This is a genomic window from Enterococcus sp. DIV1375a, from assembly GCF_051712205.1.
In the GTDB taxonomy this organism is placed as follows: Bacteria; Bacillota; Bacilli; order Lactobacillales; family Enterococcaceae; genus Enterococcus; species Enterococcus faecalis.
Map to the genome: position 1 here is coordinate 1,420,037 of NZ_JBIOOM010000001.1, position 15,428 is coordinate 1,435,464.

Genomic DNA, 15,428 nt, shown 5'->3' on the forward strand with positions numbered 1-15,428 from the left:
CCTCCTCAGACGATTGTTCCAGATTTTTGCTTAAATGGCTTCTGTCGTAAAGGCTCTTGATTCTAAAACTTTTAAAATCGCATTCGCTGTGTCAAGTGAGGTAAACAATGGAATCCCATGTTCGACTGCTTCCCGACGGATTGAAAACCCATCTTGGTTGGCACTGGAACGGTTTTTATCCATGGTATTGATTACCACTTGTGCATTCCCATTACGAATGACATCCAGCACGGTTTCCCCTTCAGGATTAGAAATTTTCGTCACTTTCTTAACAGGCAACTGATGCTTCGCTAAAAAGTCAGCGGTTCCTTCCGTTGCGACTAAACTATAGCCAATTGCTGAAAAACGCTTAGCAATTTCTAACGCCTCTTCTTTTGTTTCATCAGCAATGGTGAAAAGTACAGCTCCATAACTTGGCAAATGCAAGCCAGATGCTTCAAAGGCTTTATACAAGGCTTTTTCTAAATAATAATCACTACCCATAACTTCCCCAGTTGATTTCATTTCAGGCCCTAAGTACGTATCTACTTTTTGTAGTTTCGTAAAGGAGAACACAGGGGCTTTCACATGAACTTGTTTACTTTCAGGGTATAATCCATCTTGATATCCTAGGTCAGTCAGTTTCTCACCAAGAATCGCTTTTGTAGCAACTTGGGCCATCGGAATCCCTGTGATTTTACTTAAGAAAGGAACTGTTCGACTCGCACGAGGATTCACTTCAATCACATAAACACGATTTTCATGAATAACAAATTGAATATTCATCATGCCTACACAGTTTAAACCAAGTGCCAGTTTTTTTGTATAATCGGCAATCGTTGCTTGAATTTCTTGAGAAAGATACTGCGGTGGATAAACTGCCATTGAATCACCAGAATGCACACCAGCTCGTTCAATATGTTCCATAATCCCTGGAATTAGTACTGTTTCACCATCACAAATGGCATCAACTTCACATTCCTGTCCCAATAAATAGCTATCAACCAAGACAGGATGTTCTGGAGAAGCTTTGACTGCGTGTCGCATATAATCTTCCAAATCCTTTTGATTTTCGACAATTTCCATTGCACGACCACCTAAAACATAACTTGGACGCACTAAAACGGGATAGCCGATACGATCAGCAATCACGACTGCTTCTTCTGCACTTGTGGCCGTATCTCCTGGTGGTTGAGGAATCGCTAACTCTTGCAAAGCTTGTTCAAATAAATCACGATTTTCCGCACGATCTAAATCTTCAATTGTTGTTCCAAGAATTTTAACGCCTTGTTTTGTGAGCGGCTCAGCTAAATTAATCGCTGTTTGTCCACCAAATTGGACGATCACGCCAATCGGATTTTCTAAATCAATCACATTCATGACGTCTTCTAAAGTTAATGGCTCAAAGTATAATTTATCAGAAACAGAGAAATCTGTTGAAACTGTTTCAGGATTACTATTCATAATAATTGCTTCATAACCAGCCGCTTGGATTGCTTTGACAGAATGAACGGTTGCATAATCAAACTCGACCCCTTGACCAATGCGAATGGGACCAGAACCTAATACTAGTACAGAAGGCTTTTTCGAAACATTGCTTTCGTTTTCCACTTCATACGTGCTATAAAAATAAGGCGTATGTGATTCAAACTCTGCAGCACACGTATCCACCATTTTATAGACGGGCACAATTTGATTGGCTCTGCGGAAGTCAGCGATGGCTTGCTCTGTTTGTCCCCAAAGTGCTGCGATTTTCCGATCAGAAAAACCATTTTGTTTGGCTTCTTTCAAAACAGCTACGTTGTTCACGTGACTTTCAAGGGTCGTTTCAATTTCGATAATGTGTAAAAGTTTATCCAAGAAGAATAAATCAATTTTCGTTAAACTTTGTAATTCTTCAATGCTATATCCTCTGCGAATGGCTTCTGATAAGTAGAACAATCGATCATCTTGCGCATGGACCATTTTCTTCGTTAATTCCAAATCACTGACATGACTTAGTTCTGCTAACTCGTTGTGATAAGCACCAATTTCTAAAGAACGAACTGCTTTTAATAAGGATTCTTCAATATTGCGGCCAATTGCCATGACTTCCCCGGTTGCTTTCATTTGCGTTCCTAGTTCTCGAGCACCTTTTTCAAATTTGTCAAAAGGCCATCGAGGAATTTTGGAAACAACATAGTCCAAAGCTGGTTCAAATTCGGCATAAGTGGTTCCAGTAACTGGATTTTTCATTTCATCTAATGTTAAACCAACAGCAATTTTTGCAGCTAACTTCGCAATGGGATACCCTGTGGCTTTACTAGCAAGTGCAGATGAGCGAGAAACACGAGGATTCACTTCAATCACATAATAATTAAAGCTATGCGGGTCCAAAGCTAATTGAACATTACAGCCACCTTCAATTTTTAATGCACGAATAATTTTCAAAGACGCATCTCGCAACATTTGGTATTCATAATCTGATAAGGTTTGACTCGGAGCAAAAACAATCGAATCCCCAGTGTGAATGCCGACAGGATCAAAGTTTTCCATGTTACAAACCACAATCGCATTATCAGCCGAATCACGCATCACTTCATATTCAATTTCTTTAAAACCAGCAATACTTTTTTCAATTAAACATTGTGTAACTGGTGATAATTTCAGACCGTTTTCAGCAATTTGGCGGAGTTCTTCTTCCGTATCACACATGCCGCCGCCTGTTCCACCTAAAGTAAATGCGGGACGAACGATAATTGGATAGCCAATTCGTTTGGCAAAAGCCACGGCTTGTTCCACCGTATTGACAATTTCACTTTCTGGAATCGGTTGTTCTAATTCTTCCATCAATTGTTTAAATAAATCACGGTCTTCCGCTTGGTCAATCGCACTGAGCTTTGTTCCTAGCAATTCTACATTTAGCTCATCTAAAATTCCTGATTCCGATAATTCCATCGCCATATTTAATCCAGTTTGACCACCTAATGTTGGTAGAAGAGCATCAGGACGTTCTTTTCGCAAAATTCTTGAAACAAATTCTAAAGTAATCGGTTCGATATAAACATGATCCGCGATTTCCTTATCGGTCATGATAGTCGCTGGATTTGAGTTTACTAAGACAACTTCATACCCTTCTTCTTTTAGCGCTAAACAGGCTTGTGTGCCTGCATAGTCAAATTCTGCTGCTTGTCCAATAATGATTGGTCCTGAACCAATCACCATGATTTTCTTGATGTCCGTTCGTTTTGGCATTAGTTTTGCTCCTTCCATGCATCCATTAATTCCATAAATTCGTCAAATAAATGAAGACCATCGTGCGGTCCTGGAGCCGCATCTGGGTGATATTGCACAGTAAAAGCAGGATAATCTCGATGACGCACGCCTTCAACCGTTCCATCATTGACTTCCACGTGGGTCACAAGTAATTTTTCTGGATCAATTGTTGCTTCATCTACGGCATATCCGTGGTTTTGTGAAGTGAAATCAATGCGTCCTGTTGCAATTTCTCGTACAGGATGATTCAAACCGCGATGTCCAAACTTCATCTTATACGTATCCGCACCATTCGCTAATGAAAATAACTGATGACCTAAGCAGATGCCGAAAATCGGAACTTTTCCTTGGATTGCTTGAATCATTTCAATAGCTTCAGGCACATCTTTGGGATCTCCAGGCCCATTTGTCAACATGACACCATCGGGACTTAATTCTAAAATCTCTTCGGCCGTTGTATTATAAGGCAACACGGTTAAGTTGCATTGCCGTTTTGATAATTCTCGCAAAATACTATGTTTCAACCCAAAATCAACGACGACCACATTACGCCCAATACCTGGACTCGGATAAGGCTTAGTGGTGGAGACTTGTGCCACTTGATTTTTCGGCATGACTGTCGCTTTTAATTGATCAAACGCATGCGGCAAATCATCCACGGCATCAATGATGCTCCCTTTCATTGTTCCAGCTGATCGTAACTTACGAGTCAGCGCACGCGTATCAATTCCTGAAATTCCCGGAATCCCTTTGCGCTTTAAAAATTCATCCAAGGTCATTTGTTGACGCCAATTTGAAGCAACCCGCGCATGCTCTTTAACAATGACACCTTTACAGGTTGGTGCAATGGATTCATAATCATCTCGGTTGACCCCGTAATTCCCAACTAATGGATACGTAAAAGTAATCATTTGTCCATTAAAACTTTGGTCAGTAATTGCTTCTTGGTAACCTGTCATGCCAGTAGTAAAAACAACTTCTCCTACTACATTGCCTTCTGCACCAAACGCTTTTCCTTCAAATACTGTTCCGTCTTCTAAAATCAATAACCTTTTCAAACCTACTGCGCCTCCTCCGACCAAGCTAATGCTCCGTCAACAAATGTCATAAGTGTCTTTCCTTTGACTGTCCACCCTGTAAATGGTGTATTGACAGCCATTGATTCAAATGCTTCTGCATCAATTGGTGCAGCTGTTGCTAAGTCAAAAACTGCAATATCTGCTGGTGCACCAATTGTTAGTGTTCCTGCGTTTAATCCAAAAATTTCTGCCGGTTTCACTGCCATCCAATCAATCACTTGTTCTAATGTGAAAATGCCTGTTTCGACAAAGTTCGTATAAATCAATTGGAAGGCCGTTTCACTACCGACAATACCAAAAGGTGCGTTTAAAAATGATTGTTGTTTTTCTTCTAAACCATGGGGCGCATGGTCGGTAGCAATACAGTCAATCGTGCCATCTAACAAGCCGTCAATCAATGCTTGTCGATCTGCTAAACCACGTAATGGCGGGTTCATTTTCCAAAACCCTTCGTCACCAGGAATATCCTCATCGACTAAAATTAAATGGTGTGGCGAAACTTCGGCTGTTACGTGAATCCCTGCTTTTTTAGCATCTCGAATAACGCGCACGCTTTCTTCTGTTGAAACATGACAAACATGATAATGAACGCCTGTTTCTTTCGCTAAAGTAATATCCCGAGCAATTTGTGAAGCTTCCGTTGCACTTAAAATCCCTGGTAGGCCTAATTTCTTAGAAACTTCTCCTTCATGCATCACACCACCAAATAATAAAGATTCATCTTCCGTGTGCGCAACAAGTGCCATATTTAATGCAGCCGCTTCTTTCATGGCTAAGTACATCGTTCCTGCCGTTTGGACACCAACACCATCATTCGTAAATGCAAAGGCGCCCGCTTCTTTTAAGGCCTTCTGATTGGTTAAAACTTCACTCCGTAGCTCTTCTGTAATGGGGGCATATTGTAAAACTTTCACGACTGCATCTTTTTGAATTAAGTCGTAAACCTCACTTAATTTTTCAGCCGTATCTGGTACTGGATTCAAATTGGGCATTGCGCAAACCGTAGTAAAACCACCGCGAGCAGCAGCTTTACTACCCGTTTTAATCGTTTCTTTATACGTAAAGCCTGGTTCTCTAAAGTGAACATGCACATCCACCAAGCCTGGCGTGATTAGTTGCCCGTTCGCATCAAACACTTGCTCAAAATCTGCTTCGTCAAACGATTCTCCGATTGCGTGAATCACACCATTTTCTAGCCAAAGTGCTGCCTCAATCAATTGATTCTCTTTTTTGATGATTTTTCCATTCTTAATTAACGTCTTCATTTCTCCACCTAGGCCTTTCCATGTAAAATTGCTTCTAAAATTGCCATGCGCATAAAGACTCCGTTACTCATTTGCGCGACGATTCTTGATTGCAGACTTTCCACTAATTCATCTGCCAGTTCAACATCCCGATTGACTGGCGCTGGATGCATAATAATTGCGTGTTTCTGTAAACGAGTTGCCCGTTCGTTGGTTAAACCATATTCCAAATGATAGCCTTCTTTTGAAAAACTTTCCTTACCATCATGACGTTCGTGCTGCACGCGAAGCAACATCATCACATCGACTTTTTCAACAATTTCATCTAATGCCACATATTGTCCATAGACATCAAACTGATGATCATACCACTCTTCTGGACCTGAAAAATAAATTTCAGCGCCTAAACGGTTTAATAACTGCATATTTGATTTAGCAACGCGAGAATGTGTAATATCTCCCACAATCGCCACTTTCAAGCCTTCAAATCCACCAAATTCTTCATAAATAGTCATCAGATCCAATAAACATTGTGTAGGGTGTTGTCCACTCCCGTCCCCACCGTTAATAATAGAACATTGAATCGTTTTACTTTGAATCAATTCATCGTAATAATTTTCTTTACCATGACGAATGACTGCTACATCTACACCAATTGCCGACATCGTTAGTACTGTATCGTATAACGTTTCTCCTTTTTGAACAGAACTTCTACTTGCTTCAAACTCAATCACTTCTAAGCCTAATTTTTTCTCAGCTACCTCAAAACTTTTATGTGTTCGAGTACTATTTTCAAAAAACAAGTTTGTTGCAAAATATTGACGTTCTTCTGGGTGCCATTTTGCCCCCTGTTTAAATTCTCCTGCGCGACGGATTAACCCCATGACTTCACGGTCGGTTAAAGCCTCAGCAGTTAAAAGATGTTTTAAACTAATTCGTTCAGATGTAATAATCATTCGTCCAGTCCTCCTACTGTTCTTCGCTACGTGCGTTTTCCGGTAAAATTAAATTCAAAACAATTCCTAAGACGGTTGCTAATGCCATTGAAGACAATTCAAAGGTTCCTACTTTGAAGACTAAGCCACCAATGCCGATGACTAAAATTACTGAAGCAATCAATAAATTCTTTTTCTTATCAAAATTAATCTTATTATCGATTAAGATTTTCAAACCACTTGCGGCAATCACACCGAACAAGACGAAACTAATTCCTGAAATAACTGGTCCTGGGATACTTAGAATCAAGGCACTTAATTTTCCAACAAAGCCTAAAGCTACAGCGAACACCGCGGCTCCACCAATCACGAAGACACTGTGTACTCTTGTAATTGCCAGCACGCCGATATTTTCACCATAACTTGTAACTGGTGGTCCACCAACAAAACCTGCTACAATTTGCGCTAAGCCATCTCCCATTAAAGTTTTAGATAAGCCTGGGTCTTGGAAAAAGTTGCGCTTGGTTAATTTATTCAAGACCATTAAATGACCAATATGTTCTGTCATTGTTACAAAAGCAATTGGTGCCATTGTTGTAATGGCATTTAAATACAATTTCGGTTGGTATTGAACAAAAGGTACTTCAAAATTCGGTAAAGCAAACCAAGTGGCTTCTTTAATAGGGGTTAAGTCAATAATTCCGAAAGCTAAAGCGACTAGGTACCCACTGACAATTCCCAAAAGAATTGGAATTAATCCTAGGAAGCCTTTGAAAAACATGTTGTAAAAAATGGTTAAGCCTAAAGTAATTAAGGCTACGGCAATATATTTAAAATCATAAACGTTGTTGTTATACATTGCGTTATTTGCGGCATTAGCTGCCAAGCCTAAACCGATAACCATCACGACAGGTCCTACAACGATAGGCGGTAAAATTTTATCTAACCAGTCGGAACCAATTTTTTTAATGATTAATGAAACGATTAGGTATACCAAGCCGGTTGTCATAGCACCTTGGGCAATGGCTGGATAACCATCACTCTTCATTAACATCTGCATCGCTGCAATAAAAGCAAAGCTACTGCCAAGATAGGCGGGGATTTTTCCTTTTGTAGTAATCAGATAGACCATTGTTCCTAATCCTGAACTGACTAACGCAATCCCTGGGTCAATTCCTACTAAGATTGGTACTAAAACCGTTGCACCAAACATCGTAAATAAATGTTGTAAACTTAGGCCAACCCAGTGAAAAGCTTGCGGTCTGTCTTTAATATCTAAGACTGCATCCTCATTTCGAAATTCTTTTTCTGACAACGTTGTTCACTCCTTTTTATTCGTTTCCTTTACTGATCATAATACGATCTGCGCCGTCACGCTCTTCCATTTCCACAATAATTTCCTCAGTTTTTGATGTTGGAATATTTTTTCCTACATAATCGGCACGAATCGGTAGTTCCCGATGCCCACGATCTACTAAGACTGCTAAAGAGATTTTTCTCGGACGACCTAAATCCATAACAGCGTCCATCGCAGCACGAATGGTCCGGCCCGTGTACAAGACATCATCCACTAAAATAACTTCTTTACCTTCAATTGAGACTGGTACGTCAGAAGAATGTAATTCAGGTTCCTCCATATCTTTCACATCATCACGATACAAAGTAATATCTAATTCACCAACTGGCACGTCAATATCTTCTAATTGTTTTAAGCGTTCGGCTAGACGTTGTGCAATGTATATCCCACGCGTTTTAATTCCTACTAAAACAATGTCTTGAATTCCTTTGTTTCTTTCAATAATTTCATACGAGATTCGAGTAAGCGCTCGTTTCATTGTGACTGCGTCAACAACTTCTTTCTTTGGCATAATAATTTCCTCCTCATTTCTTTTTTATCTACGTCCTCGCTGTCTTGGGATCAGCGATTCTTCCTTCAATTGAGCAGCTGAAAAATAAGTGGGTTTTTATTGAAATTGTCCTGTTATTTTTTCCAACAAAAAATCCTCCTACCCGTATGAGGATAGGAGGATGTTGGTTACAGTTTAAAAAGGTACAAGGGTACCATGTAGCCCACACAACTTACTAACTAAGCGCACCTAGTGTTCTTTTGCATGATTCCTTCTTAGCCTCACGGGACTAAACTTAAAGGTTACAGTTATTTAGTTATTTTTCTTCTTAAAAAAGAGTTTACCTCTTCTTCAGAAAAAAATCAATGATTATTTCTTAATTGGTGTAAAGTTTTTTCAAAAACTTCTGGTAAAGGTGCTTCAAAGACTAATTGTTCACCTGTAGTAGGATGTGTAAAGCCTAATAACTTCGCATGTAAAAATTGTCCATTGCCAGGCAATGTTTTTTTCGGTCCATATAATGGATCTCCAGCTAATGGATAACCGATATATTTCATGTGAACACGGATTTGATGTGTCCGGCCTGTTTCTAGTTGTAATTCAACTAAGGTAAATGCATCAAAACGCTCTAAAACAGTAAAATGCGTGACTGCTTCTTTACCGCCTTCAATGACCGCTTGCATTTTACGGTCAACCTTGGAACGACCAATAGGCGCATTTATCTCTCCCTTATCGTGAGGAATAACACCGTGGACCAAGGCAACGTATTTGCGTAACGATGTTTTTTCTTTTAGCTGTTTCGCTAATGATTCATGGGCTTGATCATTTTTAGCCACCATCAATAGTCCCGAAGTATCTTTATCAATTCGATGAACAATTCCCGGTCGCACCACATCATTAATCGCCGATAAGTGATCCGCATGATGAAGTAACGCGTTCACTAATGTACCCTTGGGATGCCCTGCCGAAGGATGAACGACCATGCCTTGAGGTTTGTTGACGACAATCACATCATTGTCTTCATAAACAATGGTCAAAGGAATATCCTCTGCTACCATATCTAGCACTTCTGGTTCAGGAATTGTTACCACAATTTCATCGCCTGCTGTAACTTTGTAATTTGCGCGGACCGTTTCACCGTTAACTGTTACGTGTTTTTCTTTTAACCATTGTTGAATTTGCGAGCGGGAATGATTGGGTAAATGTTCACTTAATACTTTGTCAATCCGGCCTTTTTCTGTTTGAATCGTTACGTTAATTTGTTCCATTTTTGCCTTCCTTTGCTGCTTTTTCATCTAAAATCAAATAAATAAATATACAAATAACGCCGACCACTAACGTACTATCTGCAACATTAAAAATAGGAAAATTCATAAAATCCGTTTGGAGCATGTCCACCACGTAGCCTAAACGTACACGATCAATAAAATTCCCAATGGCACCTGCTAAGACAAAAGATAAACCTACAGAATACCAGATACTTTTTTTATAATTCTTAATTAATAAATAAATAATCACGACACTAACAATTACTGTGATGACATAAAAGAATATCATCTTTCCTTCTAATAAGCTCCAAGCAGCTCCGGTATTTCTTAAATGGGTCAGCGACAAAAATCCAGGAATGAATTCTTTTGTTTCACCCAAAGAAATGTTTTGGACCGTCAAATATTTGCTCCATTGGTCAAGCCCTACTAATAAGGCACTGATTAAAAAATATACTACTAACAATCGCGTCATTCCTTTTCTCTATGAATACTTGCTAAATCTCTTGGTCGAACAATGCCTACTAACTCACCATTAGGATGGCCACTTTTACTAATAAGCACAGCTTCTAAGCGTGGCTGCTCCCGAAACATTTGTTCAACTTCAAAAACGGTTGCTTCAATTGAAACAAATTGATAGTTGCTGCGTTTATAATTTGATGCCAACAATTCTCGCACCGTTCGGTTGGCAATGTGAACTTCTCCTTTGGTGCTCTCAATGGCAAACCATACACCAATCCCTCGAACCGTGATTAATCCTTTAAATACACCTTTTTCATAAATCGGAAATTGAGAATATTGTTTTTTTGCAATAATCGTTAATAACGTTTCTAAAGAAGTGGTAATTTCAAAAGCTGTAACACGTTTCGCAAATTTAGGCACTACTTTTTCTGGTTTTGTTAAAGCTTGTTCAATCGTTTCAATTCGTTGAACTGCCCATTCGTTTGGCTCTGCAATTACAAAATCATCAGCAATTCGCTCATGAACGATGGCATTTCTTAACTGAGCCATTTGAAGCAAATCCTCTTCAAATTGAGCAATCTGTCCTTTTTCTTTTCGGGAAAGACGTCTTGTCATTTCACTGAATCCCATATTGACAGGATTGTTCAGTCTCTCTCTCATCCACTTTTCAATGCGATTAAAGTGTGCTAAAAATGTATCTGCTCGTTCCCCCATAGTCGTTGCTCCTTATAATAAACTACGCAATAAATTTCCGTCATTATTTTTTATTGAGCTACTTTCAAGTATATACTAAAAATAGGTCTCAGGAAAGAGCGGCTTTAAAAGAGACCGCTCGCTTGACCCGTTTCGTCCACATCCATATTTAACGCAGCAGGAACCTTCGGCAAGCCAGGCATCGTTAAAATGTCACCCGTTAACGCCACGATAAACCCTGCACCGATTTTTGGAACTAGCTCACGAATCGTAATCGTAAATCCTTCTGGCCGTCCTAATTTTTGAGGATCGTCAGAAAGTGAATACTGTGTCTTCGCCATGCAAATTGGTAATTGATCCCAACCATTTTTTGTAAAATCTGCGATTTGTTTTTGCGCTTTCGGAGAAAAAATCGCCTGTTCCCCGCCGTAAATCGTTTGTACAATGGCTTGAATTTTTTCTTCAATAGTTTGGCGAGGATTATATAAAGGTTGAAACTGTTTTGTATTGGCTTCAATCTCTGCTACTACTGTTTTCGCTAGATTCGTGCCACCTGCGCCACCTTGCGCCCAAACACTTGTTAACTCGACGGGCACGCCTAACGCTTGGCAGGCTTCTTTCAATAGTTGAATTTCTTTTTCTGTATCCTGTGTAAACTCATTAATTGCAACAACTACTGGTACATCATAACGTTGCATGTTTTGAATATGTTTTTCTAAGTTGGCAAAGCCTTTTTGTAACGCTGGTAAATTTTCTTCTGCTAACTGATCTTTCGCCAAACCGCCATGCATTTTCAACGCGCGAATCGTTGCCACAATCACAACAGCATCGGGTGCTTTTCCTAAAGAAGGTACTTTAATATCTAAAAATTTTTCGCCACCTAAGTCACCACCAAAACCCGCTTCTGTTACGACATAATCCCCTAGATGCAAAGCCGTTTTTGTCGCTAAAATACTGTTACATCCATGAGCGATATTGGCAAAAGGACCACCGTGAACAAAAGCTGGAGTTCCTTCAATCGTTTGAACTAAATTAGGTTTTAAGGCGTCTTTTAATAATAAAGTCAGGGCACCTGCCACGTTTAAATCTTTAACCGTCACCGGCTCTTTTTGGTCATTATAGGCGACAATAATCCGACTTAAGCGTTCTTTTAAGTCCGTTAAATTTTGCGCTAAACAAAGAATCGCCATAATTTCGCTCGCCACAGTAATATCGAAACCGTCTTCTCTTGGTACACCTTGGAAAGGACCGCCTAAACCAACAACGACCTGTCTGAGCGCACGATCATTTAGATCCACTGCCCGTTTCCAAATCACCCGTCGAGAATCAATCTTTAATTCATTTCCTTGCTGTAAATGATTATCTAGTAACGCAGCTAAGGCATTATTGGCTGTCGTAATCGCATGCATATCACCAGTAAAATGCAAATTGATTTCTTCCATTGGTAATACTTGTGCGTAACCGCCACCTGTTGCGCCACCTTTAATCCCCATCACAGGACCTAATGATGGTTCTCTTAGGGCAATAACGGTTTTTTTATTGATTTGATTTAATGCATCTCCTAAACCAATGGTCACGGTTGACTTTCCTTCTCCTGCTGGCGTTGGATTAATCGACGTAACGAGGATTAATTTACCTTCTGGTTGCGCTTCTAAGGATTGAAGCGTCGGAAAATCTATTTTCGCTTTGTATTTCCCATAAAGTTCTAGCGAATCTTCTGAAAGACCGATTGTTTCGGCAATCTCTTGAATAGGTTTTAATGTTGCTGCTTGTGCAATGTTAATATCTGTCTTCATAACGGACCCCTTTTCAATTCTTTATCGTCTTTGTGACACATTGTTTCTTTTAAATTATAGCTTGTATTGAATAGAATGGCTAGAATAACCTTTTTTAAACAACCCAACCATTGACGTTTGGTAGCCTTTTCTCGTATAATGAAAGTGTCTTTACAAATCTAAAAGGAGCGTGAATTGGATGCAAAAAGGAATTGTCAAATGGTTCGATAACAGAAAAGGTTATGGTTTTATCGTTTACAACGAAGAAGATGAGATTTTTGTCCACTTCACTGCTATAGAAGGTGACGGATTCAAATCACTTGATGAGAATCAATCTGTAGAGTTCGAGATAATGGAAGGCAATCGTGGGCTACAAGCAGCACATGTCAAAAAAATAGATAACTAAAAAAGCTGAACCAACAGCGCTTAGCTCCAAAAAGTAAGTAAACGTAGCGTTTGTTTCAGCTGATTATTTTAAGATTTTGAGAGTGGGTCACCAGTCGTTTCGACTTATGACTCACTCTTGTTTTTTTCTTCTTTTTTATGAAGGCCCAAAGAATGATCTTCTGCTACCTTCAATTCAGGCTTTTTTATCTTAAGTGCCTCAAGAAATAACGGAATCGTTTTCTTTTTCATTAAAAAGACTTTTGAGCCTTCCTTAAATTCTGAGGAAAAAATTTCGATGCTTTTTTCATTGTAGGTTACTTTTTCTATCTGAGAAAGCGGAAGTGCTTTTTTGCGAAACCATAAAACATCTCTGACAATTAAAGATGTTTCTGTCAGGTTAAAAGACCGCGCAATTCCTAGATACGCAAACACAAAAAATGGAACCATCACCAGATTACTAATCAAGTAAGGACCATTATTTTCCAATGCTAAAATTAAACTAATAAATAATATACAAAATGTGCAAGACCAGTAAATAATTGTTGATGCTAATTCTGGCTGCCAATAGAATTTCTGTTTTTTCATAAAGTGCCCTCACTACTTCTGGATCAACGCCGCTAAATTTAAATATGTTATAATAGTAACATACTTTTTTTAAGAACAAAAAGAAATTAGGAGTAATTTTATGTTAAGAATTTATGTAGATGCTGCAACAAAAGGCAATCCAGGTGAATCTGGCGGCGGTATCGTTTACCTCACCGACCAATCGCGGCAACAATTGCATGTGCCTTTAGGCATTGTTAGTAATCACGAAGCCGAATTTAAAGTGCTGATTGAAGCTTTAAAACAAGCGATTGCCAATGAAGACAATCAACAAACCGTTCTTCTCCACTCAGATAGTAAAATTGTTGTCCAAACAATTGAAAAAAACTATGCTAAAAATGAAAAGTACCAGCCTTATTTAGCAGAATATCAACAACTAGAAAAGAATTTTCCTTTGCTCTTAATCAAATGGCTACCTGAAAGTCAAAACAAAGCGGCCGATATGCTTGCACGGCAAGCATTACAAAAATTTTATTCCAATAAAAAGTAGCACTGTTTACTTAATGCTTTTCCTTTATTAATTTGATAATTAAACACGTGGAGCAAAAATCCCTAGCGATTTTTGCTCCACGTTTAAAAACAGATAAACGGTTCTGTCTCGACTTCTTCTTATAGCCACTTATTCTTTTGTCGTTATTTCCGCAAATTGCCCATTGGTTAGCGAAAGGATTGCTTCAGGCGCTAATTCAATTTGCATGCCACGTTTGCCTGCAGAAACAATAATTGCAGAATATTGTTGAGCTTCTTCAGCCAAATAGGTGGGAAATTGTTTTTTCATCCCAATTGGTGAACAGCCCCCACGAATATAGCCTGTGGTTGCTTCTAAATCTTTTAAGTGAAGCATTTCTACCTTTTTGTTGCCACTAGCTTTCGCTAATTTTTTCAAATCTAATTCTTGATTACCAGGAATGACAGCCACCACTGGACCTGTTTTATTACCTACTGTAACCAAGGTTTTAAAAATTCGCCCTTTGTCAATACCTAAACTTTCAGCGACACTTTCTGCACTTAAATGATCTTCACTCCAAGCGAATTCATATTCTTTATATGGTACTTTATGTTGTTCTACCATGCGCATCGCATTCGTTTTTTGTTGTGTTTTTTTCTTTGCCACTTTTTTCACCTTCTGAATCACTTGTTTTGTTCGAATGTCTTTAAATAATTTCTTAATACTTGTACGGATAGTTGGCCTGGTGCAGACGCTTGCTGGGCGGAGCCAAAAGTTAGTGCCGATCCGAACAGTTGACCTGTTACGCGACTAATCATCCCTAACTGTCCCATTGACATAGTAACGATTGGAACAGATGCATAATGGGTGTACATTTCATTGGTTGCTGAAAGTAACGTAAGTACATCTGTCGCATCTTGTGGCATCACAGCTATTTTACAAATATCTGCCTGACGCATTTGCATTTGGCGTAACCGCGCGACAATCTCCTCTTGCGACGGTGTTTTCTGAAAGTCGTGATTACAGAGAACAATTTTAATCCCCGCCTTTTTAGCTTCGTGAATTAACGTATCTGCCGCCAGTGGATTCGCAAATAATTCAATATCCAATAAATCCAACGCACCCTTTTTCACTAATTCATGATACAAAGCAAAATAATTTTCCTCAGAAAAAGCCATTTCGCCGCCTTCTTTTTGTGTACGAAAAGTTAACAATAACGGTTTTTGCCCCAACCGTTCCATTACTTGTTGTGAAAGATTACATACATCGGAAAAATCAGCGACATTTTCATAATAGTCTAAACGCCATTCTACCAAATCACAATCTAGTGTTTGGCTCGCCGTTGCTTCGACCAAAATATCCTCGGCTGTTGGAGCAACAATGGGCACCACAATTTTGGGATTCCCTTCACCTATTCGCACATTTTTGACTATAACTGGCTTCACAGTTCCACCTA

At 39.2% G+C, this 15,428-nt stretch carries 15 protein-coding genes; 2 read left to right on the forward strand and 13 right to left on the reverse strand.

The annotated features are described in order from the left end of the window. Positions 1–30: 30 nt before the first annotated feature. The 10 genes from carB to IGJ63_RS06985 form a co-directional block, all read right to left on the reverse strand. Positions 31–3,213, reverse strand: a complete 3,183-nt coding sequence (carB, locus tag IGJ63_RS06940) for a carbamoyl-phosphate synthase large subunit (protein ID WP_116593115.1) — start codon at positions 3,211–3,213, stop codon at positions 31–33. Further along, entirely contained in the window at positions 3,213–4,292 is a 1,080-nt protein-coding gene (locus IGJ63_RS06945; protein ID WP_002360175.1) for a carbamoyl phosphate synthase small subunit, read from the reverse strand. The genes carB and IGJ63_RS06945 overlap by 1 nt, the downstream gene beginning before the upstream one ends. Before the next feature lie 2 nt (positions 4,293–4,294). After that, positions 4,295–5,578 (reverse strand): dihydroorotase, encoded by a 1,284-nt coding sequence (locus tag IGJ63_RS06950; RefSeq protein WP_002357412.1) that lies wholly within the window; start codon positions 5,576–5,578, stop codon positions 4,295–4,297. 8 nt (positions 5,579–5,586) lie between these two features. Beyond that, a complete protein-coding gene (locus IGJ63_RS06955) occupies positions 5,587–6,513 on the reverse strand; it encodes an aspartate carbamoyltransferase catalytic subunit (RefSeq protein ID WP_010824695.1) in 927 nt (308 codons plus the stop codon). A gap of 13 nt (positions 6,514–6,526) precedes the next feature. After that, positions 6,527–7,807: a solute carrier family 23 protein gene (locus tag IGJ63_RS06960; protein WP_438746153.1), complete on the reverse strand. Its 1,281-nt coding sequence runs from the start codon at positions 7,805–7,807 to the stop codon at positions 6,527–6,529. 16 nt (positions 7,808–7,823) lie between these two features. Further along, a complete protein-coding gene (gene pyrR / locus IGJ63_RS06965; RefSeq protein ID WP_301280621.1) occupies positions 7,824–8,363 on the reverse strand; it encodes a bifunctional pyr operon transcriptional regulator/uracil phosphoribosyltransferase PyrR in 540 nt (179 codons plus the stop codon). 338 nt (positions 8,364–8,701) lie between these two features. Continuing rightward, on the reverse strand, positions 8,702–9,607 hold the full coding sequence (locus IGJ63_RS06970; RefSeq protein WP_002357408.1) for an RluA family pseudouridine synthase: 906 nt from the start codon (positions 9,605–9,607) through the stop codon (positions 8,702–8,704). Then, positions 9,594–10,070: a signal peptidase II gene (gene lspA, locus IGJ63_RS06975; RefSeq protein WP_002360174.1), complete on the reverse strand. Its 477-nt coding sequence runs from the start codon at positions 10,068–10,070 to the stop codon at positions 9,594–9,596. Before lspA ends, IGJ63_RS06970 begins: the two co-directional genes overlap by 14 nt. Positions 10,071–10,075: 5 nt before the next feature. Next, positions 10,076–10,780 (reverse strand): CBS domain-containing protein, encoded by a 705-nt coding sequence (locus IGJ63_RS06980; protein WP_002360173.1) that lies wholly within the window; start codon positions 10,778–10,780, stop codon positions 10,076–10,078. A gap of 104 nt (positions 10,781–10,884) precedes the next feature. Further along, positions 10,885–12,555 carry a formate--tetrahydrofolate ligase gene (locus IGJ63_RS06985; RefSeq protein WP_104845221.1) on the reverse strand — a complete coding sequence of 557 codons (1,671 nt, stop codon included), beginning with the start codon at positions 12,553–12,555 and terminating at the stop codon, positions 10,885–10,887. Positions 12,556–12,733: 178 nt separating this feature from the next. Here IGJ63_RS06985 and IGJ63_RS06990 point away from each other — a divergent pair, with 178 nt between their 5' ends. After that, the gene (locus IGJ63_RS06990; protein ID WP_002357404.1) at positions 12,734–12,940 is read left to right on the forward strand and encodes a cold-shock protein; all 207 of its coding nucleotides are present in this window, start codon (positions 12,734–12,736) and stop codon (positions 12,938–12,940) included. A gap of 104 nt (positions 12,941–13,044) precedes the next feature. Here IGJ63_RS06990 and IGJ63_RS06995 read toward each other — a convergent pair whose 3' ends face one another. Further along, entirely contained in the window at positions 13,045–13,506 is a 462-nt protein-coding gene (locus tag IGJ63_RS06995; RefSeq protein ID WP_010712512.1) for an EbsA family protein, read from the reverse strand. A gap of 100 nt (positions 13,507–13,606) precedes the next feature. Between IGJ63_RS06995 and IGJ63_RS07000 the strand changes: the two genes are divergently transcribed. Beyond that, positions 13,607–14,014, forward strand: a complete 408-nt coding sequence (locus IGJ63_RS07000; RefSeq protein ID WP_002364051.1) for a ribonuclease HI family protein — start codon at positions 13,607–13,609, stop codon at positions 14,012–14,014. A gap of 129 nt (positions 14,015–14,143) precedes the next feature. On the opposite strand, the gene ybaK is transcribed toward IGJ63_RS07000, so the two are convergent. Continuing rightward, positions 14,144–14,659 (reverse strand): Cys-tRNA(Pro) deacylase, encoded by a 516-nt coding sequence (gene ybaK, locus IGJ63_RS07005; protein WP_002397353.1) that lies wholly within the window; start codon positions 14,657–14,659, stop codon positions 14,144–14,146. Then, positions 14,656–15,417: a type I 3-dehydroquinate dehydratase gene (gene aroD / locus IGJ63_RS07010; RefSeq protein ID WP_202453020.1), complete on the reverse strand. Its 762-nt coding sequence runs from the start codon at positions 15,415–15,417 to the stop codon at positions 14,656–14,658. The genes ybaK and aroD overlap by 4 nt, the downstream gene beginning before the upstream one ends. Positions 15,418–15,428 lie beyond the last annotated feature (11 nt).